This is a genomic window from Parabacteroides sp. B2-S-102, assembly GCF_023656665.1.
GTDB classification, from domain to species: domain Bacteria; phylum Bacteroidota; class Bacteroidia; order Bacteroidales; family Tannerellaceae; genus Parabacteroides; species Parabacteroides distasonis.
This window is the reverse complement of sequence record NZ_JAMOKM010000003.1, coordinates 316,074-338,717: the sequence shown is the minus strand read 5'-3', so window position 1 is coordinate 338,717 and position 22,644 is coordinate 316,074. Positions and strand designations below refer to the sequence as shown.

Below are 22,644 nucleotides of genomic sequence, written 5' to 3'. Positions count from 1 at the left end.
CCGTTAATTAACTAAATATTGTATGTACAGATTGGTTCAACGAAGAGGAATTATAGGTTTATTTTGCTTGCTGTTCGTCGCAAGTAGCGTAGTGCCGGGATGGGCGCAAAAAGATAACCGCTTTGAGGTGAGTAAGAACCTAGACATTTTCAATTCTTTATTGAAAGAAGTAGAGATGTTCTACGTGGATTCAGTGGATGTGGATAAAACCGTTCAGCGGGGAATCGAGGCAATGTTGGCTGGTTTAGATCCTTATACGGAATACTATCCTGAGCAAAAAACGGAGGAATTGAGTCTGATGACGACCGGCGAATACGGAGGTATCGGTTCCTTGATCCGTCAGCGTAACAACGAGGGAGGCGTGATGATTGCCGAGCCTACCGAGGGAATGCCGGCCGATTTAGCGGGTCTGAAGCCGGGCGATCTGATCTTGGCGATCGATACGATCGATGTTTCCAAGGCGACAAACTCCCGGGTCAGCGAGTTGTTGAAAGGTGTTCCGAATACGAAGATGGTTTTGACGATCCAACGTCCGGGCGAGAAGAAACCCCGGAAGTTCGAGATTACCCGTAAGCAGATCACGACACCTCAAGTTACTTACTACGGGGTTAAGAATGACAGTATCGGTTATATTTATCTAAAGGCATTTACTATCAAGAGTGCTCAAGAGGTGAAAGAGGCATTCTTGGATTTAAAGAAAAATCATAATATTAAGTCTTTGGTACTGGATTTGCGCGGTAACGGCGGCGGTGTGCTGGAAGGTGCCGTACAAATCGTAGGTATGTTCGTACCGAAAGGCAGCGAGGTGCTTTCAACGAAAGGAAAGATCAAGCAATGGGATCGTACGTACCGAACCTCTACGGAGCCTTTGGATACGGTAATGCCGTTGGCTATATTGATCAATGGAGGTACGGCTTCCGCCGCTGAGATCGTATCGGGATCTTTGCAGGATATGGATCGTGCCGTGTTGGTGGGACAACGTTCGTTTGGTAAGGGGTTGGTGCAAGCTCCTCGTGACCTGCCTTATAATGGGAAAGTGAAAATCACGATGAGTAAATACTATATCCCGAGTGGCCGTTGCATCCAGCAAATCGATTATTCGCACCGGAAAGAGGATGGTAGCGTGGCTGCTATTCCGGATAGCTTGACTTCCGTATTCTATACGTCCAAGAAGCGTCCGGTTCGTGATGGTGGTGGCGTACGTCCGGAGTTTGAGGTGAAGGAGCCGAAAGTGCCTACCATGATGTATTATTTGGCGGCGGATACGGTCTTGTTCGACTTCGTTACGGATTGGGCACAAAAGCATAAGACAATCGCTCCTATCGAGGAATTTACGGTTTCCGATGAGGATTTCGAAGCTTTGAAGCAATACGCCAAGTCCAAGAATTTCACGTATGACCGCCAAAGCGAGAAAGTATTGAGGAACTTGAAAGAAGTGGCTGAGTTCGAGGGGTATCTGGAGGAGGATTCTACTGCGTTCAAGGAATTAGAGGCTAAGCTGACTCCGAATCTGGAAAAAGATTTCGATCGTTTCAAGGATGAGGTGAAACGAGTAATGGCCGCCGAGATCGTAAAACGTTATTATTACCAACGAGGAGAGTTGCAAGAAAGCTTGAAAGATGATCTTGTATTGGAGAAAGCGTTGGAGGTATTGGGCGATCCGGATTTATACAGGCGTACATTGAGCGTGCCGGTTGAGTTGGAAGCGGCCACCAAGGGTACCGAATAGGCGGGTTTCTGCCGATGCCCATTCAAAGGGCCTTACAATGCCCATTCAAGCGAGCTTACGATGCCCATTGTCAGCTCCCTTGAATGGGCATCGTGCTTTTCCCTCTTTCGCCAGTCTGTTTGGGGGCTTTGAAGCGGATATGCAATACGACCAATTCCGAGACGGTTCCCACCCGATAAGGAGGTCCTGCTATACCAATGCCGGAAGATACATAGAATTGCGTAGGTCCTTTCTTATAATATCCGTACGGGCATTCATACACAAGTTTCATCAGTAGGGGATAAGGCCATAACTGCCCGTTATGCGTATGTCCGTGCAGTCCCAAATCCACCCCATTCATATTCATCTCGGCGAACGACCAAGGTTGATGATCCAAAACGATAATCGGTTTGCCGGTATCCACCCCTTCCATTAACGAATGAAGCGATTTTCGTTTCTTATGGATGAAATCATCCCTCCCTATCAAATAAAAAGTTGAGTCCGGTTGGACCACCGAGTCTATTAGTAGCGTACCTCCGGTCTTTTGCAGCCAACGATATTTGGCGTTCCGGTTTGCCCGGTATTCATGATTCCCGTAAACGATATATACGCCCAACGGAGCTTTTAATTGTTTTAAATCATCCTCGATGTGGGCGTTTTCCGCAAACCGGGATTCATAATCCATGATATCCCCCGCTAATACCACCATATCCGGATGCTGTGCGTTGCTGAGTGCCACATATTTTTGTACCAAGTCCTTCCCGATAACCTCTCCGATATGTAAGTCGCTCATCATGACAATAGTCAGACTATCCCGATCCCCCGCGGCTTTGGGCAACGTGATATATACGTTCTTAACAATCGGATTCATTACCGTATGGTATGCGTGAATCATTAAACCGGTAACACCGAATACGATAAGAAAAAACAGGGTTAGCTTGGTTTGCTGCCAATGCCCTTTCATCCATTTGGGGAACCATGGCTTGATACGTTGGGAGAGCCTGATCAACTCAAGTACCAAGAGAGATAAAGTGATATAAATGGACGCTATATACCAAGTGTTACAGATGTATTGGATCGTGATTATCACGTTATCAGGTAGTTCATTCCTAAAAATAAATCCGAAAAAATAAAGCGATAGTTCGAGTACGAAAAACAAGATAAAAGGAATCCGGCAACTTTTCTTAGGAGGAAGCGCTTGATATCCTCTCCAGAAAATATACGGATTTAGTAATAGCTGCGCTACGATCGATTGAATAAATACTTTCATCTTTACTCTTTGAATGTAATATTGAACACCACCATCTCGCTGTCCGTCCCGATACGGAAAGGCGGTCCCCACAAAGATAAGCCGGATGAGACATAAATCGTACTATTTCCGATTTTTTTAATCCCGTAACTTAATTCGAACAGATGATCCACGATCCAGTTCATCGGCCATACTTGTCCTCGATGTGTATGTCCGCTAAACTGTAAGTCTACGCCAGCCTTTTCCGTTTTTTCTAAATCGTAGGGTTGATGGTCTAGTAAGATAACAGGTTTGCTTTTATCAAGGTTCGCAGTAAGCTGACCTAAAGTTTTCCGTCCTTTGTTATGCCGGTCGTCCCGTCCTATGAGTTGGATCTGATTGGGCAAGATAGCCACGGAATCCCTTAAAAGTACGATGGGCGTCTGCGCTATAAATTTCTCGCTCTCCTCTATGCCACTGATATACTCATGGTTACCCGGTACCATATAAACGCCTAATGGGGCGTAGATCTTGGACAGTTCCTCTTCCATATGCTCGTATCGCAGAGGTGCGACACTGTTGTCTATCAAGTCTCCACCGATAAGAACGATGTCCGGGCGTTGGGCGTTTATCATATCCACATATCCGGCAAGCATTGTCTTGTTGGTAGCGTATCCTAAGTGTATGTCGCTAATGGCTACGACCTTCAGCGGCTGTCCATCGGTATCGGCCGGTTTGTTGATAACCATGTTGATAATTCGTGTATCAGGATGTTGGTAATTATAGTTTCCATATCCTAATAAGCTGAGTGTTAAGAATAAGGATAAATAGAATGAGTATTTGAAACGTAGGTGGAAAAGTCGTAAGATATCAAATACCAACAGGGCCAATACCATGTATAAAGTGAACACGAGCCATCCTGTTCCTACTTGGGAAACTGTTTGAGCGAAAGAAGCCGGCATATCTAGGTTCCTGAATAGAAAACTACTGAAGAACGACAAAGCTCCTCCCCAAAAAACAATGGATAACAATACTTTAACTCCGGTAGACTGGCTTTTCAAAGCCTGTTTTCCCTTTAGATAAATATAAATATTCCCTGCAAGATACAGGATTGGAAGTATGATAAAGAACGTCCACATCTCAATTAATTTTCCGCGAAGATAATGAAAACTCTTTAGGTAGCAAACGCTGCACGCTACGTCCCTATAGGATCGATATAAATTCCAAACAATAAGTTTGGTAATGAAAAGAATTATATAATATGCTGATTATTAGTATGCTAAAAACAGGATGATCTTTTACTCAAAACATGTACGTGTTTTTCAAAAAAGTCGTACGTGTTTTTCCCGAATCATGTGATAGGGAACAAGGGCGTATCTAGAAATCTACAATAAGCCCCCCTTAATTACGATGAGGAGAGTTGGTCTTTTTTTGATAATATATATCCAACTCCTTTTACGGCATCTATTGAAAGTGTGGTATCTTTTTCCAATAATTTGCGCAAACGTGAGATGCTGTTGTTTAGGCTATCATGAACTTCTTGCCCATCCCATATTTCATGAAAAAACTTTTCTCTGCTTACTGGCTGATTTAATTGCTCGGATAACAGATAGAATAACTTGAAATCTTTAGGACTTAATGTTTTTGACTGCTCTTGTTTATAGAATAATTTATGAGTGGAGAGTTCCAGTTGGTAATCTCCAATAGATATACTATTTGATATCGGACTGGCCTTTTTACAAAACCTTTGGATTAGGAAATCTATTTCTTGTATATCATACGGTTTTTTGGTGTAATGATTAGCTCCGGCTTCATAGCAGCGTGTTATTTCCTCCCCTTCGTTGTGGGAAGAGGCTATCAGTACAGGCAATGAAGGATGCTTTGAACGAATAAAAGGCAAATAATCCAATGCGTTTTGATTGCCAACTTCCAGATCGAGAAGCAGGATATTAGGGTAGTCTTTTTCTATCATGTCTTGAATACCGCTTAACGTGTTGGCGTAGTAAACCTCGTATCCTTTACTTTGCAAGGCCAATACGATGATTAATCCAAGGTTTGGGTCATCTTCAATAAAGATCACTTTCAGCTTATCTTCCATATCGTGTTATGTGTTTTCGGCCGGCAAGTTAATGAAAAATGTTGAACCTACATTTTTCTCGCTCTGAAAAGTTAGGGAGCCGCCCATTTCTTTAGCCATTAGCATTACGCTACTCAACCCTAATCCATATCCCGGTTGCGCTGGCTTGTCGGCTTGTTTCACCCGGAAGAATTGTTGTCCGAGTTTCTTCTGGGCTTTCTTGGGGATTCCCCAACCGGTGTCTTTTATGGCTATTCGGTAATGGTTGTTTTTCATAGTCAACGTTACGGTGATTCGTACATCGTCATTCGAATATTTCAATGCGTTCTCTAGCAAATTCCGGAGGCAACGTTCCAGACGAACGGTATCAGCTTCGATCATGTCGGGGAAATCCTCGCTTTTCTCAAGCTTGAACAAGGGGATCTTGTTAGGATAGAGCCTTGCTATCGCTTGGTAGGTTTGCTCAATAAATGATTTAATATCTATAGGCGACTTTCGTGCGCTCTCTTTTCCATCCGCTGTTTTCAATAGTGACAGCATGGACTCGATGATCTCTATCAACTGTTTTATCTGAGTTTTTCCGGTATTTAATATATTCACTTTCATCGGTTCATTCTCTAGGCTAGCGATAAGATCCATAGAGGCATACGCCGTGTTCAGCGGGGATTTCAAGTCGTGGATAGCGCTATGTACGGCTATTTCACGGTCTCGGAGTTGGGCGTGGGCTTTACGTATTGTTCTTAATAAATAATATAGGCAGCTCGCCGAGGTAAGGATGATTAGACAAGATACGATAAAAGCCAAGAGCTTTCGTTGGACAATGTCAGAAAGAGGTAATTTAACGAAAGCCTGTACATATTGTAATCCCTGCGTTCCTATCGGGAGCTTTTCTGTTTGGAACTTATAAAATGAAAGGTTGAATTTTTTTCCTACCGTATTTACGGTTTGCCGGGTAGAGTCTGATATTTCTATATAAGATATTGCTTGTAAATTGTGATCAGTTAATGTTTTATTGAATAGGCTGTCTAATACATTTGGTTTTAAGGGTCTATTTGCATTACGTAGACCGTCTTGCATACGTTGCGCTAATAGGTCGGCATAGTTATCTTTTAGATTCCGATTTTTTATTTGTGGCCAGATTATGGTATCCCCTTTTAGCTTGGCTCGTTCCTCTGGTGTCATATCACTAGCTCTTCTTATGATTCTTTTGGGGTTGTTGGGGTCTTTCGGTTTGTTGCTAACCATTCGCTTGGACATTTCTTGCTTGATAGCCTCTTCGAATAGCTCTTCAAGGACTTCTTGCGTTTTATATTTTTCAGCGTTATATATATTGTATAGCCAATATCCTTGGGAGAGTATTAAGACTAGCAACATAATGGCTGCAATATATAAGGAGTGTTTCATGATAGATTCGTTATTTTGGATGTGAAGATAGTGAATAATCTTAAAAAAGATGCGTTTTTCTCGTTTTGTTAGCTTTTTGTTAGATGAAAATTAGGTGTTTGTTAGATAGAGTACGAAATTTTACTTATATTTTTGTAACAGACTAAAAAAGCATATAGACATGGAAATTGGTGATTTGTTGTCGAAGGAAGAACTTTCCGCTATAAAAGGTGGTGAATGGCATTATGATGAAGAGACTGACGAATGGTATTGGATTGAGGATGGACGGAAGGTTCTGTGTCCACAAGAAAATCCTAGACAGTCATAAGTAAAATAGTAAATGAAACGGTCATAGATTATGACCTATTATAAACTATAAATTTTAGATATTATGAATGATTTAATGAATTTGCCTAGCCTTATTTTAGAGAGGCTAGAGGAAAATGAACTTATTTTAGTTCGTGGAGGAGAGGATCCAGATGATAAGGCTCCGAATAATGGGGATGGAAGTTGTTCTGGTACTAACAATGGCTCAGGTAAGTGTGGAGGAGTCAATAATTCTTCAGGGAGGTGTGGCTAATTGATAGTTTTTTTAGTTTGATGCTTTCCCTGTAACAGGGAGAAGGCATCAGCTATTTCTATCGAGAAATTAATGAAAAATGAAATGAAGAAGATATATTATCAGGTTGTAGAGAACGTTTTGCCGCAGGTTTATTTACTTTATAATTCATTTAATAATAAATTTATATTATTAAATAATGTGAGATATGAAAAATATAAAAAAGAAAATATTTTAAAATTAGAGCAATCTGATCCTGTATTATATAAATCTTTGGTGGATAATCAATATATTGTTCCTGATGATTTTGATGAAAGAGAGATTGTCTTGTTTCGGAAAAAAAGGATGCAATTTGATGCCTCTATGTATCAAGTCATGGTGAATACAACATTGGATTGCAATTTAAACTGTTGGTACTGTTACGAGAATAGAATAGCGGGAAGTTTCTTGAAGAGTGAAGTAATAGAAGCTATAAAAAAGAATATAGAACAAGAATATATTAAAACATCTTATAGGATATTAAAATTATCATTCTTTGGGGGAGAACCTTTTTTGTATTTCAGAGGGATAAAAGAAATTCTGGATTTTGCGAGAAACTTTTGCCAAGTTAATCAATTGGATCTAATTGCTGAATTTACAACAAATGCGATTTTGATAACAGAATCTATTATAGATTATTTAAAAAACTTTGAATGCCAATTCCAAATTACTTTGGATGGTGATAGAATACATCATAATCAAATAAAGAAAGATAAGGATAACCCGAATCAGGATACTTATGAGAAGACATTGAGAACTATTCGGCTTATTAATGATAAAATTCCCAATAGGTGGCTTGCGGTAAGAATAAACTTTGATAATAAGACATTAGAGAAAATAGATGAAATCATTGGTGATTTGGATTTTCTAGATCGTAAGTATTGTTTTGTCATTTTGAAAAAAGTGTGGCAACTAGAAAAAGATAAAGTTAATGTGCCGTTATTACATGCTTCGGTTCAAAAGTTTTTAGATAAGAAATTTTTATTGGATTATTATATTATGCCAAAAGGAGATGTTTGCTTTGCTGAACGGCATAGAGAAGTTTTGTTTAATTATGATGGTAAAGTTTTTAAGTGTTCTACGATTTCTTCTTTTGATGATCAAAATGCGTTAGGAGAATTTGATTTACAATCAGGACAGGTACATTGGAATGAGACAAAACTTTCTTATTGGTTAAAGGAGATATTGCCTCAAAATTGTATAGATTGTAAATTACTGCCTGCCTGTTTGGGACCATGTAATAAACAAATAATGTTGCATCCGGGGGAAAATATATGTACATTTGACGCAATCAATATGACTTTGAAAGAATATCTGATGTATCTTTTCAAATGTCAATTATTAAAAGAAGAATTATACGCATAATACCATGAGAACTATCGCTTTCTGGCTTCTGTTCATCTCACAAGGCCTCTTCACATTGTCTGCCCAGTCTTACACCTTCTCAGGAATAATTACAAACGAGAAGCGGAAGATGATGGATGGGGTACAGGTGATATTGAGTGTGGAAGACTCGTTATCGGCCATGGCTTTAACTGATGAAAAAGGTCATTTTCGTATAGATGGATTGAAGGAGGGAGCGTATGAGCTACGTTTGTTTTTCTTGGGGTATAATGCGCAGGAGCAAATATTGCGAGTGGAAAACAGGGATGTTAGAAAAGACTTCTTGCTGACACCTGAGAAAACGGTCGTATTGGACGAAGTAATGGTGACGGGTAATCGGAATGATCAAGTGAATCGGACCGCTACGGGAGAGATCTTTTATCTGTCAGAGAAGGCTAAAAATATGAAAGACCCTTTCCGGGCCCTGCAAGAGATCCCACGCTTGTACTCGGATGTGGCTAACCGGAAGGTGCAGTTGGAGGATGGGGCGCAACCCTTGATATTGATAAACGGGAATCGTTATAACTCGGGAATCGCCACTCTTGATCCGAGAGAGATAGAATCCGTGGAGATAATCGATGTGGTGAAAGCCCGTTACTTAAAGGATGGTTACCAAAAGATATTGAATATAAAATTGAAAAAGAAGACACAACCTTTTATCTTCTTGGAAGGAGCCACGCGGCATGATGTCCCTTTCCGTAAGGGGCTTGGGGTAGGGTATTTTGAGGTTGGAAACTCTCGATACGCACTTTATGGAAGAGCTTCAGTGGACTATTTGTATGATGATCGCTCGGAACAGGAGCAACGGCAGCTAAATACGGGGTATAGTAAATGGACGAAGGGAGAGGAACGTTTGGATGGTACTAGCTATTTAGGTGAGTTGCAATTCCGTTGGATGTGTACAGACAAGGATTATATCGTAGCTCATATGTATGGTAATAAAAAAATCAATAAGAAGAAAGGTTGGGGTGATGGACTTTTAACGGATGGAATACCCCAAGAATTCGATTATTCTTCTTTTAATAAGGATCAATCGTATATTTTTACGGCTAGCTTGTTCCATAAGCATACGTTTGCGAAAAACCATATATTGGAAACGACCCTTGCTTTCAATAAGAATCATAACGAGAATGACGGAAATCGCTCGGAGTCATATCTGGATTGGTCTTATCTGAATACATATTTATATAAGAACGACCGGAATTCCGGTCGTTTTGATGTGGATTATAATGTGGATTTTGCAAATGGAGGTAGCTTGAATGTAGGGAATCAGACTCGTTTTACGAGTGATCGTATACGTCAAGTGAGTATAGGAATGCCTACTTTCCGGCACGAGAAATGGGAAGAGTATTTGTATGCGGACTATAGCCAGTCTATAAAGCGTTTTTCTTATATGCTTTCTGCTGGGCTGGAAGGAATTTGGCTGAAAGCGGGTGAGGCCTCTAATCATTACTTCAAGCCTCGCATTTCTTTAAGCGGTAATTATGATTTTAGCGATCATCTATCTACGAGATTGGGATACACGCTTACCAATACGGCTCCTACCGAGAGCGAATTGAATCCTTATAATATGTCTACGGATTCTTTAGTGAAGACACAAGGAAATCCTTATCTGCTTCCGAGCCAAAATCATAAATTGAACCTATCCTTGACATTTAACACGAAAGGATTTTATTTGACACCGAGCGTCTCTTATCGGATCAGTACGGACTTGGTGGAATCGTATGGATTCAGCGAAGAGGATATTTATATCAGTAGCTATAGGAATAGCGGGAAGTATAAGAATTTACGCATAGGGGGAAGTCTGTCTTATCGGATAGGCAATTTAGGGCGTATAGGTGTCAATGCGTATCATGTCGTGGATTATTATGAGAATGAAGATCCAAGGAAAGGGTTTAGTACCTATTTGTATTTCAATGCGAATTATAAGAAGTGGTATTTGGGTGCTGATATATTATATAACAATTATACCTATACGCCAATCTCTCGTGTGAAGTATCATAGCCCTTCTTTTTCGATGGTACAGGTCTCTTATAATTTTACGGACTATTTCTATATTTCCGTGGCGATGGAGAATTGTTTGGTTACTTATCGTACCTCGATGGAATTACGTAGTGGTAGCTATGAGAACTACAGCGATCAACGAAAAATCAGTGCCTCTTTTCGGCCTTGGATCTTGCTTCGTTATACATTCCGTAAAAACAAGTCGAAAGCAATGAAAGAACGGAAAAATGTGTATAGTATAGAGGAAGGTATTAAATTATGAGCTTCCCCCATATCAAGCAACCCGACTCCATGGAATGCGGCGCCACCTGCCTCCGCATGATCGCCAAGTTCCATGGCAAGGAGTATTCCGCCGAGACGATGCAAAACCTTTGCGTCGTAACCCGGGAAGGAGTCTCCATGCTGGGTATCGCTGATGCCGCCGAGTATATAGGATTTCGTACGATATGTGGACGAATGACCTTGGGGAAGATGGTGGAGCAACGCCCCTTCCCTTGTATCCTCCATTGGAACCAAGATCATTTTGTCGTATTATATGACGTTAAAAAGAAACAGGATGGGAAATCTGTTTTTTATATAGCCGATCCCGGTAAGAATTTGTTGCGTATCGATGAGGAAGAGTTTCGTAATGCGTGGATCAGTACCCGTTCGAGAGGGGAGGAGAAAGGCATATTAATGGCCTTGCAGCCGACCCCCGCTTTTTATAAGCGGAAAGATGAACGCCATACGGGAAGAGATCCCTTTCATTTCCTTTGGGGGTATATGAAACCTTATAAACGTTTCTTTATCCAGTTGTTGCTGGGGCTTGCGCTGGGAAGCGTATTGCAATTAATCTTTCCGTTTCTTACCCAAGCGATCGTGGATAAAGGTATCGCTACTAAGAATCTGAATCTGATCTATCTGATCTTGGCGGGACAATTGATGCTGGTCTTGAGCCGTGCCTCGGTGGACTTTATCCGTCGCTGGATATTACTGCATATAAGTGCGAGGGTGAATATATCATTGTTATCCGATTTCTTGATCAAACTGATGCGATTACCCATGTCGTTTTTCGATACGAAGATGACGGGCGATCTCTTGCAACGCATCCATGATCATGAGCGTGTGGAACGTTTCTTGACGGCGCAGACATTGACGGTGCTTTTCTCCGCTTTCAGCTTTGTGGTGTTCGGTGGGGTATTACTTTATTATAATCGATTGATATTCTTTATTTTCGTACTAGGTAGCGCTTTATATGCCGTATGGGTGACATTCTTCCTTAAAAAACGCCGTTTGCTGGACTATACTTATTTTGAGCAACGGGCCCGTAATCAATCGAAAACCATGCAGTTATTGAATGGTATGCAAGAGATCAAGCTCCAGCATTGTGAGCGCCGCCGCCGTTGGGAATGGGAGGATATACAAGCGGACTTGTTCCGGACGAACATCGAATCGATGCGGCTGCAACAGAGTCAGGAGGCCGGCAGTATCTTGATTAATGAGGTAAAGAATATCGTGATTACGGTGATTGCCGCTACGGCTGTGATCGGGGGTAGCCTGTCGTTGGGTATGATGTTGGCTATACAGTATATTATCGGGCAGTTGAACGCTCCGGTGGAACAGTTCGTGCAGTTTCTTTATAGTTGGCAAGACGTGAAGATTAGTCTGGAACGGATGAGCGGGATCCATGATCGGGAAGAAGAGGAGACGCCGGAACGTATGATAACCGGTTTTAACGGAAGCGATAGGGACATTGAGATTCGTAACGTGACGTTTCAATATGAGGGCATCCATTCGCCGAAAGTCTTGGAGCGGATAAACCTTAAAATACCTCGAGGCAAGATTACGGCGATTGTAGGAACAAGTGGTAGCGGGAAAACAACCTTGATCAAGTTATTATTGGGCTACTATAATCCGGTAGAAGGCGATATCCGAGTGGGTGGAGATGATTTGCGATCTTTCAGCCTTTTATGGTGGCGTGACCAATGCGGTGCGGTGATGCAAGACGGTTATCTGTTCTCTGAATCGATCGCACGCAATATTGCCGTGGATGACGGTGAGATTGATAAATCTCGCTTATTATTGGCAGCTCGTATCGCCAATATAGAGGAATTTATCGAGCGCTTACCCTTAAAATATAATACGGTGATAGGTCCGGATGGTCAAGGCGTAAGCCAAGGCCAGCGTCAGCGGATCTTAATTGCCCGTGCGGTTTATAAGAACCCTTCTTATCTCTTTTTCGATGAGGCGACGAATTCGTTAGATGCCAACAATGAACGTGCCATAGTGGAGAATCTGACGGACTTTTACCGGGGTAAGACAGTAATAATCGTCGCCCATCGATTAAGTACCGTACGCAATGCCGATCAAATCGTGGTGCTGGATAGAGGCCGTATCGTGGAAGTAGGTTCACATGAGGAGCTAATCAAACGTAATGGGGCCTATTACAACTTAGTGAAGAATCAATTGGAACTAGGAAACTAAATATATGGCAACGTATAATGAGATGAAGAAAAAAGCGGATTTGGAAAAGGATCGTATCGAATTGCGTAGCGAGAAGGTACGTAACATGATTGGCGAGATGCCTTCTTTTTTGATCCGGTGGGGGAATACGATCTTGGTGATCATATTCGTTCTGCTGGCCTTGATCGCTTGGCTTGTATATTTACGCCCCTAAGTTGTGCTGTAAGACCGTATTCTTAAGGACGTAAATATATGGTTTCTGGCCTTGATGTCTACCCTGTTGAACTTATCGTCGGTGGTGAGTTGATTACCTTCGCTCTCGAGTAATTCAATGATGCTCACTTTTTCACCCAGCAACACGGTGAGGAATCCTCGTAAGCCCACAAGATTATTCTCGTGAGCCTACGAGTATAATCCTATTATTTCGCATAACCTACCGGATGATTGATCATCGGGATTTGGGAGTCGGATAGCTTTAATACCTTCTTCAACGCATCCGCCTCCATGCTGCCACGGGGAACCGTAACCAAACCACATCCGGAACAGAACAAGGCGATGTTTTGAGAGACCAATCCTGCGTCTAACGCTCCAAAGCGCTCGCGCATTTGCGGTGTGCCCACGTTGCCGAACTTAGAAATATCAGAAACCATCAACAGGCAAACAGGGGCAGAGTTCACGGAGGTTTGCTTGCCACCGATTAACGGACGATGGTCACCTTCCACTACCGGGTTTAGTTGGTGGGCCTTTGGATCATACAAATAAGCGCCCTCTTCCATAAGTACATAGACATCTATGTCTTGCTTGTTCAAAGCGGAAGCGGCGGTACGTTTCCCATCCTCCCGGTTGATACCGATAGCGGCCCATATCAAATCGGAAAGATCTTGTTGGCTGAGTTTCTTGTTGGCGAACTCACGCTCGGAATGACGATCTGCCAAGGCTTTCATCACCGAAGCGCCTCGGGTCTTGTCGGGAGCATTCAACTTAATGGCTTTTAAACTCTGGGCCTGCATACCGGCTATGCCTAACATCAAAGTGGCTAATACACAAAAAATAGTTCTCATAATGTTGTTATTTAGAAAATTAGATGTGCAAAAATAATGATATATTTCTTTTTTTAGACTTTTTGTGAGAAATAATAGCCAACGAATGTTTATAATGTTTTTATTTGTACGAATAAATCGTAAACGCAGTGTTATGAGTGGAATATATTGTGTTTTGTAATAAGTGACGCATGTATGGGAGAAAAGTTGTTAACCTTATTTATGGTACTGTTCCTTGCGCTTCCGCTGTATGCGCAAATGGATAAAGCCGCTTCTTTTACGGTTAAAGGCCAGGTGCTGGATTCACTGACAAATGAATCCGTACCGTATGCCACATTGAGAATCGCTTTGGCAAGTACACCGGAGAAGCCAATCAAGCTGTTGGCGTGTGATATAGATGGGAAGTTCCAGACTCCGCTGAATAACATCGGAACGTATATTATCGTTATGCAATCTATCGGGAAGGCTCCGGCAGAGAAGGTATTCACCCTTTCGGATGAACGGAAAGTCATGGATCTCGGCGTGCTGTTTATGCAGGATAATAACCTGCGTTTGGAAGAGGTTACGGTCACGGCGCAGAAACCTTTGGTGAAAGCAGAGATCGACAGGATCATTTACTGTCTGGAGGATGATCCTGAGGCTCAGACCAATAATACGCTTGAAATGCTTCGTAAGGTCCCGATGGTTACCGTGGACGGTGAGGATAAGATTGAGTTGAAGGGGGCTTCAAATTTTAAGGTTTACATGAACGGTAAGCCATCGAATTTGTTAAGCAATAATCCGTCGGTAGTATTGAAAAGCATGCCGGCAAGCTCGGTGAAGAACATCGAGGTTATCACGGAGCCGGGTGTGAAGTATGATGCCGAGGGAATTGGGGGGATTATCAATATCATCATGGTGAAAAACACCTTGCAGGGTTATACGGGATCGGTAAGTTTGAACACCATCACCAATGGGCGTATCTTCGGGAGCGGCTATCTGTCGCTGAAAGCCGGCAAGTTCGGATTGTCTGCCAATTACAACTGTGACCGTGACAATACGCCTTGGAACGATGCTTCTTCCATGCGTGAGGATCTGAATAATAAGGAAGAACATTATCTGAATCAGGTGGGACGTAGTAAATCGAGAGCCCCTTATCATTTCGGGAATCTGGAAGGTAGTTATGAGATCGATTCGTTGAACTTATTGACTGTAGGGATTGGTCTGTACCTCGGAACCACGAGGAGCGTCTTGGAATATGCGGTGAAGATGCTGGATGCCGACCGGAACCCCGTTTATAGTTATAACCGTAATTCGGAATCGAGCCGCAAGTCCGGCTCAGCTGACATGAATGTGGATTATCAGCGTTCCACGCGCAAGAAAGACGAACTACTCACTCTCTCGTACCGTTTCAGTCGTTCCCCGAACGATAACGAGGATTATACGGAGTTGACGGATATTCGTAACTACGAGCCGTGGTTGGGCTATCCGCAAAATAATATCAATAAGGCATCGACGAACGAGCATACCGGGCAGTTTGACTATACTACACCTACTTGGAAAGATCAGAGCTTGGAAGCGGGCATAAAGTATATCTACCGTCAGAGCCGGAGTAATACGGATCGTAAGGCCTTCAACCAGACATCGCAAATGTGGGAGGAGGCGACTCCCGCGGATAGCCATTTCGATCATTCGCAACAGATCTATTCCGGCTATCTGGGATATACGATGAAATTTGGAAAATTCGGGGTGAAAGCTGGTGCGCGGGCAGAAGGGACTTCCTTGAAAGTGAGGTATGAGCTGGCACCGGATATGAATTTCGGGAACGATTACTTCGACGTGGTGCCAAGCGCTGTCGTATCGTACCAGCTTAGTATGAGCCAGCAGCTTCGTCTGGGATATAATATGCGTATCCAACGACCGGGTATCTGGTACCTGAATCCGTATGTGAGCAATGCGGATCCGCAGAACATCTCTTATGGTAACCCGAACTTGGATTCGGAGAAGAGTAACGGTGTGAACCTGAATTATAGTATATTCGCCCAAAAGTTCAGTTTCAATACAAGTATCTCTTATACATTTATAGATAACTCAATCGAGCGGTATACGTTTATCGATCCGGCGGATCCAGGAATTTTCCGGACTACTTACGGGAATATCGGGAAGAGGCAGACTACTGGCCTTTTTGTTTACGGTAGTTGGAATCCGATCCCCCTGTTCCGCGTTAACTTGAATGGAAGCTTGAGCTATACGGATTTGAGGAGCGAAAAGAATGACATGGCGAACAGTGGCTTTAGCGGGCGTGTCTTCGCCGGGGCTCAGTTTAACTTACCACTCGATATCCGGTTGAATCTGAATGGAGGCTTTATCTCTTCGGCGATACAGCTGCAAGGGAGGCGTTCGCCGTTGAATTTCGCTACAGTCTATGTGAGCAGGGATTTTTTGAAGAAGAAACTGTCCGTATCCCTCTATTTTTACGATATGTTTTGGAAACGCAGGAAAATGGAGGCTACGATCTACGACGATACTTTCCATAGGCAAGATATCAGCTATTCTCCGATGCGTACATTTGGTATCGGCATCTCCTATCGTTTCGGTAATTTGAAAGACGCTATCAAGAAGGTGAAACGTGGTATAAGGAACGATGATGTAAAAGCTTTGGAGAGCGGTTCATAAAGGATATAGATGAGGAAATATGCAACTTATCGGTATCAAAGCTCGTCTTTGTATGAAAATAAAGTTTTTTCAGACTTTTTGTGAGGAAAAAATGCTTACGAACGTATATTAATGTCTTTATTTGTACGAATCAATCGTAAACAGTGTGATTTAGTACAAAAAGTTGAGAGATAAGTATAGTATTATGTAATAGATGATGAACGTATGAAAGAAAAATTGTTTGCCTTATTTTGGGTACTGTTCTTTGCGCTTCCTCTGTATGCGCAAGCGGACAAGACAGGTTCTTATTCTATCAAGGGACAAGTGTTGGACTCGCTAAGCAATGAGTCCGTACCCTATGCGACGTTGAGAATTGCTTTTGCGAAGACCCCCGAGAAACCGGTCAAGCTTTTAGCGTGTGATGTGGATGGTAAGTTTCAGGCGCCATTGAGTAGCGCCGGCAAATATATCATCTCTATGCAATCTATAGGAAAAACTCCTGCCGAGAAAATATTTACGATCTCGGATAAACAGAGGAACTTGGATTTGGGTAAGTTATATATGCAGGAGGATAACCAGCGGCTGGGGGAAGTGACGGTTACGGCGCAGAAACCTTTGGTGAAAGCTGAGATTGATAAACTTACCTATAGCTTGGAAGATGACCCCGAGGCACAGACCAACAATACGTTGGATATGTTGCGCAAAGTGCCGATGGTAACCGTGGATGGAGATGACCAAATCCAATTGAAAGGTTCCACGAACTTCAAGATCTACATGAATGGTAAACCCTCTAACCTGTTGAGTAATAATCCTGCTGAGGTATTAAAGAGTATGCCGGCCAATTCCGTGAAAAACATAGAGGTGATCACAGACCCGGGCGCTAAGTATGACGCCGAGGGTATCGGTGGTATTATTAATATCATTACAACGAAAAATGCTCTACAAGGATATACTGGTACGGTTCGTGTGAACGGTAGTTCGTTGGGGCGTGTAGGCGGTGGTGGTTATGTATCTCTAAAAGCCGGAAAATTAGGACTTACCGCCAACTATAACTATAATCGGGAGCGGGACCCATGGAATGACGCTAACTCCGTACGGGAAGATTTGCAAAATGACGGGGAACACTTCTTGACACAAAATGGACGTAGAAAGAGCCGTGGACCGTTCCAATTCGGTTATTTGGAGGGAAGTTATGAGATCGACTCTTTGAATCTATTGACCGTTGGCGCGAACTTATTCCGTGGCGAGATGAAAAGTTTCTCGGAGTATAACGTGAATATGCAGGATATTAATCATAATCCGGTCTACAGTTATAACCGTAACTCGGAAACGACAGAGACATTTGGTTCTACGGACGTGAACGTGGATTACCAGCACTCTACCCATAAGAAAGATGAGTTGCTGACGGTCTCTTACCGTTTCAGCCATTCTCCGAATGATAGTAAGGATTATACGGAATTAGAGAATGTCGTGAATTACAATCCTTGGCTCGGCTATCCGCAAAATAATATCAATAAGGCTTCTACGAATGAGCACACCGGACAGGTGGATTATACGACTCCTACATGGAAGGACCAGACCTTGGAGGTTGGCGCGAAATACATATTCCGCCAGAGCCGGAGTAATACAGATCGTACCGCTTTCAACGATTCGCTGAATATATGGGAAGATGTTACTTCCAAGGATAGCCATTTCCGTCATACCCAACATATCTATTCCGCTTATCTGGGCTATTCGATGAAGTTTGATAAGTTTGGCGTGAAAGCGGGTGTCCGTGCGGAAGGAACTTCTTTGGATGTGAAATACGAGATGGCTCCCGATATGAATTTTGACACCCATTATTTCGACGTGGTGCCAAACGCTACGATCTCTTATCAACTGAGCATGGCGCAACAGCTTCGCTTGGGATATAATATGCGTATCCAGCGTCCGGGTATCTGGTATTTGAATCCTTATGTAAACAATGCGGACCCGCAGAATATATCCTTCGGTAACCCAAATCTGGACTCTGAGAAAAGTAATAATATTAACTTGAACTATAGTATGTTCGCCCAGAAATTCAGCATTAACGCGAGCGCTACTTATACGTTCGTGAATAATTCGATCGAGCAATATACCTTTATCGATCCGAAGAACCCGGGTATTTTCCAGACTACTTATGGTAATATAGGAAAGAAACAATCTACGGGCTTGTTCGTATACGCAAATTGGAACCCGGTTCCTTTGTTCCGTATTTATATGAATGGAGGTGTGGATTATACGGATTTGAAGAGCGATATGAATGATATGGCGAACAGTGGTTTCAGCGGTCGTATATTCGCCGGTACGCAGTTTAATTTCCCGATGGATTTTCGCTTGAACTTGCATGGAGGATATTTCTCTCCTTGGATTCAGTTGCAGGGTAAACGTTCTCCATTCTATTTTACGGGAATCTCCGTAAATAAGGATTTCTTGAAGAAAAAGCTCTCGGTTCAGTTGTCTTTCCAGAACCCGTTCTGGAAACGAATGAAGATGGAAAACACTTCTTCAGACGATACGTTCTTCCGCCGTGAGACCAATTACCGAACGATGCGCATGTTACAAGTTAGCGTATCCTATCGTTTCGGTACCTTGAAAGATGCTATCAAGAAAGTAAAACGCGGTATCAATAACGATGATGTGAAGAGCGGCGGCTCTGGCGGCGGCGAGCAGCAGATGTAAGTACAGGATTGAACACGGAACACACAGCGATACACTGAGGTATATAGTATCAGTCCGTGTGTTTCGTGTATTCCGTGTTCAATATAATAATTAAACCTTTTCTTTTGCCGTCTTCTATATACTTTCTATCTTTACGATCCGAAAAACAGTTGGAGAATGAAGAATAGACTATTTGTTAACAATAATACCATTATACTATTCCTTTTTATTATAGGTAGTTTCCTATTCATAGAGTTGAATTTTCGGTATTGGTATCGTTTTCTGGAGCAGTATATGATGTTTCAGACTGCCGGTAGTTATTTCCAAGATCGATTGGCCGAACCGGGTGGATTGAATGAATATGTGACTGAGTTCTTATCGCTTGCGTTTATCCATCCTAATGGAGCTTCGGTAGTGATCGCTTTATTATTAGGGCTGATCTCCGGCTGTTTTTTCCTTTACTTAAAAGCTTGTGGGGTTCGTGCCTCTATGTTGGCGGCTATTCTTCCCTCTTTTTTAATTTGGATCTATCCGCAGGAGTCAATCGCCTTGTTGACGATGCTCGCTTTCGTGCAGGTTCTTGCGTATTTGTATACTTCAATCAAGATTGATTGGCTTCGTTATCTCTTTGGCTTCTTGTTTTTGGGGGGCTCTTATTTTTTTGCGGCACCCGCTAATTTATTGTTGGCCTTATTGATCGCGGTTTATGAGTGTTGTGCTAAAGAGGATAAGGCTCGTTTTGGAGTAGCCATTATCGCTATCGCTTGGGGAGGTTTGCTACCGTTGATCGCCATGCGTACGGTTTATATTCTTCCGATGCGGGAAGCTTTTTTCAGCAAACATCTATGCCATCCCGAATATCCGATACCTAATTCTTTAGGATATATCATGCTTGCGTATCCTTTGATCGCTTTCATTCTTTATTATGTAAGGAGCCGGGTTTTCATCCGTAAGGAATCTTGGAAACGAATCGTTTCTTACGTTTTTCTTTTGATAGCGATGGTCGCCGGGATTCTCTATAAGAAAGATCCGATGGAGCAGGCCTATCGGTATGATTACTATGCACGGCTGGGAGAATGGCAGAAGATTGTCTCGCACGCTCGTGCGCATTCTGTGCGGGATATGGATGCCTTGATTTATCTGAATTTGGCTTTGTCGAAAACCGGACGTTTTACTTCCGATTTGATGCGTTTCCCCCAGATCGGTGAGGGTGGTTTTATTCCGCACGATCCGAAAAGCCGGATGGGGTTGATCGAGGCGAGTGAGGTCGCTTGGCAAGTCGGGCAAGTGAACGCCGCCCAACGTTTCGCCTTTGTGGGGGTATTAAGTTCACAACGTTGCGTGCAACCTCGTTTGATGAAGCGTTTGGTGGAGACTTATCTGGTAACCGGCGAATATCGTGCGGCGGAGAAATATATCAAGATACTGGAATCGAACCCGCATTACCGGGATTGGGCAACCGCTCAACGTCCATTATTGGACTCCGTGGCTTGTGCGTCGGAAGATTGGATAGCGGCAAAACGGGCGATGCTTCCGATTACCGATAATCCTTTGGACCTGACCTTGATCTTTCCGAACGCATTGGCTTTTTTGATCGATGATCATGCCGATAACCGTCCGGCTTTCGAATATGGGATGGGATATCTTTTGGTTTATAAGGATTTGATGACTTTTATGCATTATATGGAATTGATGAAAGAACGGGGTGAGGCATTCCCGGTGCTTTATCAAGAAGCTATTTGCTTGTTCTTCGCGGCCGTACAGAAAGATCCGGAGGCGTTCCGGAGCTTCCCGATCAGTCAGGAGGTGCAGAATCGCTTCCTGCAATTCATGAAAGTGGCACGCTCTATGCCGCCGGCAGCCTTGAAGCAACAGTTTGGTGATACCTATTATTATTACGCTCAATTTATCCCGACTCCTAAACGACAATAATACATGGATAATACAAAGAAAAGAAAGATCGTCCGAAATTTTGTGATCGGATATCTAATAATACAAGTTCTCACTATAGTCGTATATTTAGGCTTTTGGTCCTTGCATCCGGAAGGCATTACGAATGTCACGAACGAACGTATGTCCCCGCCTCCTATTTTTCCGGATTATAAAGGGACGACTATACCTTATAATATAGCTCCGTTGAATTTCCGGATCAATGTACCAGCGGATGAATGCTATGCGAAAATAGAAGGTAGTGAGTCGGAAGTATTTGAATATCATGGGACAAATACGATCCGTTTTAAGATGAAGGATTGGATTCGCTTGACACGTGCGAACCGTGGAAAAGCCTTTTTTGTTACGATCGCCACGAAGATAGGTGATGAGTGGACTAAATGGGCACCATTCTCTGTCTATATCAGTGATCAAGCGATCGACTCTCATTTAGTATACCGTTTGATAGAGCCGGGATACGAGAAATGGCATATTGTGGGTATTTATCAGCGGAATTTGGAGTCGTTTGACGAACAGCCGATTATCCGTAACGATATGACTGGCTATAATTGTATGAACTACCATTCGTTCTGTATGGGAGATCCGGGGCAGATGATGTTCCATATGCGTGCGGCGAATGGGGGAACTTATATTGTCCAAGACAAGAAAATCAGTAAATTGAATACGAAAACGAATGGGACGATCAGTAATATGACGTATCCTTTCTGGCATCCTTCCGGGCGCTATATCACCACATCGGTAAATGATATCAAACAGTTTTTCCATTCCGTGAAAGAGAAAAAGATGGAAGTGTTCGACTTGGAGTCCGATGTGGTGGTGTATGACGTGAAAAACAAAGAAATCCTTTCGAAAGCCTCATTGATCACAAAAGATGCATTCGAGACTTTCCCCGCGTTCTCTCCGGATGGTAAATGGCTTTATTTCTGTACGGCCCCGGCCCAGAAGATGCCGGAGAATTATGATAAGGTACGTTATAATCTCTGCCGTGTGGCGTTTGATCCGGATCGTGGCGAGATCAGCTTCCCGATCGATACGTTGGTACATGCGGATAGCTTGAGCTATACATTTCCCCGTATCTCTCCCGATGGGCGTTTCCTGATGTACACGGAAACCGCTTATGGGCAGTTCCCTATTTGGCACCCGGATGCGGAGATCCGGATGATGGATTTGGAGAATCGGACAGCGATGGATATGTCTGCGTTGAATAGCCCGGATACGGATAGCTATCATTCTTGGAGTAGTAATAGTGATTGGGTCGTATTTAGTAGCCGCCGGGATAACGGTTTATATACTTTACCTTATATTTGTTATATAGGGAAAGACGGTAAGCCTTCGAAACCGTTCTTATTGCCTCAAGAAGATCCGGATAAGTATGACTATCAGTTGTATTCCTACAATATTCCGGAATTGACGAAAGGCGCCGTAGAGGTCAGCCCCTATGAGATCCAGCAAGTAGCCGAGAAAAATAAACCGGAGCAGGTTCGGTTTAAATGACCGGATCTATTTATATTCGCGTAT

Annotated in this window: 16 protein-coding genes; 11 read left to right on the top strand and 5 right to left on the bottom strand. The window is 42.8% G+C overall.

Annotation, left to right across the window (positions count from 1 at the left end):
* Positions 1–22: 22 nt before the first annotated feature.
* Positions 23–1,729 (top strand): S41 family peptidase, encoded by a 1,707-nt coding sequence (locus NBH07_RS06455; RefSeq protein WP_005859133.1) that lies wholly within the window; start codon positions 23–25, stop codon positions 1,727–1,729.
* A 70-nt stretch (positions 1,730–1,799) separates the two neighbouring features.
* On the opposite strand, the gene NBH07_RS06450 is transcribed toward NBH07_RS06455, so the two are convergent.
* The 4 genes from NBH07_RS06450 to NBH07_RS06435 all read right to left on the bottom strand — a co-directional run bounded on the left by NBH07_RS06450 (position 1,800) and on the right by NBH07_RS06435 (position 6,417).
* The gene (locus NBH07_RS06450; protein WP_009016954.1) at positions 1,800–2,978 is read right to left on the bottom strand and encodes a metallophosphoesterase; all 1,179 of its coding nucleotides are present in this window, start codon (positions 2,976–2,978) and stop codon (positions 1,800–1,802) included.
* A gap of 2 nt (positions 2,979–2,980) precedes the next feature.
* Positions 2,981–4,075: a metallophosphoesterase gene (locus NBH07_RS06445; protein ID WP_250833487.1), complete on the bottom strand. Its 1,095-nt coding sequence runs from the start codon at positions 4,073–4,075 to the stop codon at positions 2,981–2,983.
* A 266-nt stretch (positions 4,076–4,341) separates the two neighbouring features.
* Complete coding sequence (locus tag NBH07_RS06440) at positions 4,342–5,034, bottom strand: response regulator transcription factor (protein WP_009016956.1); 693 nt, start codon at positions 5,032–5,034, stop codon at positions 4,342–4,344.
* A gap of 6 nt (positions 5,035–5,040) precedes the next feature.
* A complete protein-coding gene (locus NBH07_RS06435) occupies positions 5,041–6,417 on the bottom strand; it encodes a sensor histidine kinase (protein WP_009016957.1) in 1,377 nt (458 codons plus the stop codon).
* A gap of 160 nt (positions 6,418–6,577) precedes the next feature.
* On the opposite strand from NBH07_RS06435, the gene NBH07_RS06430 reads away from it, so the two are divergent.
* From NBH07_RS06430 to NBH07_RS06405, 6 genes are all read left to right on the top strand, one after another.
* Positions 6,578–6,724, top strand: a complete 147-nt coding sequence (locus NBH07_RS06430) for a hypothetical protein (RefSeq protein ID WP_005859123.1) — start codon at positions 6,578–6,580, stop codon at positions 6,722–6,724.
* Positions 6,725–6,787: 63 nt separating this feature from the next.
* Positions 6,788–6,976 (top strand): hypothetical protein, encoded by a 189-nt coding sequence (locus NBH07_RS06425; protein WP_005859121.1) that lies wholly within the window; start codon positions 6,788–6,790, stop codon positions 6,974–6,976.
* Positions 6,977–7,060: 84 nt separating this feature from the next.
* On the top strand, positions 7,061–8,359 hold the full coding sequence (locus tag NBH07_RS06420; RefSeq protein ID WP_009276180.1) for a radical SAM/SPASM domain-containing protein: 1,299 nt from the start codon (positions 7,061–7,063) through the stop codon (positions 8,357–8,359).
* 4 nt (positions 8,360–8,363) lie between these two features.
* Positions 8,364–10,643 carry a TonB-dependent receptor gene (locus NBH07_RS06415; protein WP_009016959.1) on the top strand — a complete coding sequence of 760 codons (2,280 nt, stop codon included), beginning with the start codon at positions 8,364–8,366 and terminating at the stop codon, positions 10,641–10,643.
* A complete protein-coding gene (locus NBH07_RS06410) occupies positions 10,640–12,844 on the top strand; it encodes a peptidase domain-containing ABC transporter (protein ID WP_009016960.1) in 2,205 nt (734 codons plus the stop codon). The genes NBH07_RS06415 and NBH07_RS06410 overlap by 4 nt, the downstream gene beginning before the upstream one ends.
* Before the next feature lie 4 nt (positions 12,845–12,848).
* Complete coding sequence (locus NBH07_RS06405) at positions 12,849–13,037, top strand: hypothetical protein (protein WP_009016961.1); 189 nt, start codon at positions 12,849–12,851, stop codon at positions 13,035–13,037.
* Positions 13,038–13,242: 205 nt separating this feature from the next.
* On the opposite strand, the gene NBH07_RS06400 is transcribed toward NBH07_RS06405, so the two are convergent.
* Positions 13,243–13,884: a SagB/ThcOx family dehydrogenase gene (locus tag NBH07_RS06400; RefSeq protein WP_009016962.1), complete on the bottom strand. Its 642-nt coding sequence runs from the start codon at positions 13,882–13,884 to the stop codon at positions 13,243–13,245.
* Between the two features lie 174 nt (positions 13,885–14,058).
* Between NBH07_RS06400 and NBH07_RS06395 the strand changes: the two genes are divergently transcribed.
* The 4 genes from NBH07_RS06395 (at position 14,059) to NBH07_RS06380 (ending at position 22,620) form a co-directional block, all read left to right on the top strand.
* Positions 14,059–16,518, top strand: a complete 2,460-nt coding sequence (locus NBH07_RS06395) for an outer membrane beta-barrel family protein (RefSeq protein ID WP_039848543.1) — start codon at positions 14,059–14,061, stop codon at positions 16,516–16,518.
* A gap of 204 nt (positions 16,519–16,722) precedes the next feature.
* Positions 16,723–19,197, top strand: a complete 2,475-nt coding sequence (locus NBH07_RS06390) for an outer membrane beta-barrel family protein (RefSeq protein WP_009016964.1) — start codon at positions 16,723–16,725, stop codon at positions 19,195–19,197.
* A gap of 156 nt (positions 19,198–19,353) precedes the next feature.
* Positions 19,354–21,108 carry a DUF6057 family protein gene (locus NBH07_RS06385; RefSeq protein WP_009016965.1) on the top strand — a complete coding sequence of 585 codons (1,755 nt, stop codon included), beginning with the start codon at positions 19,354–19,356 and terminating at the stop codon, positions 21,106–21,108.
* Between the two features lie 3 nt (positions 21,109–21,111).
* Complete coding sequence (locus NBH07_RS06380) at positions 21,112–22,620, top strand: TolB family protein (protein WP_156682703.1); 1,509 nt, start codon at positions 21,112–21,114, stop codon at positions 22,618–22,620.
* Positions 22,621–22,644: the final 24 nt, after the last annotated feature.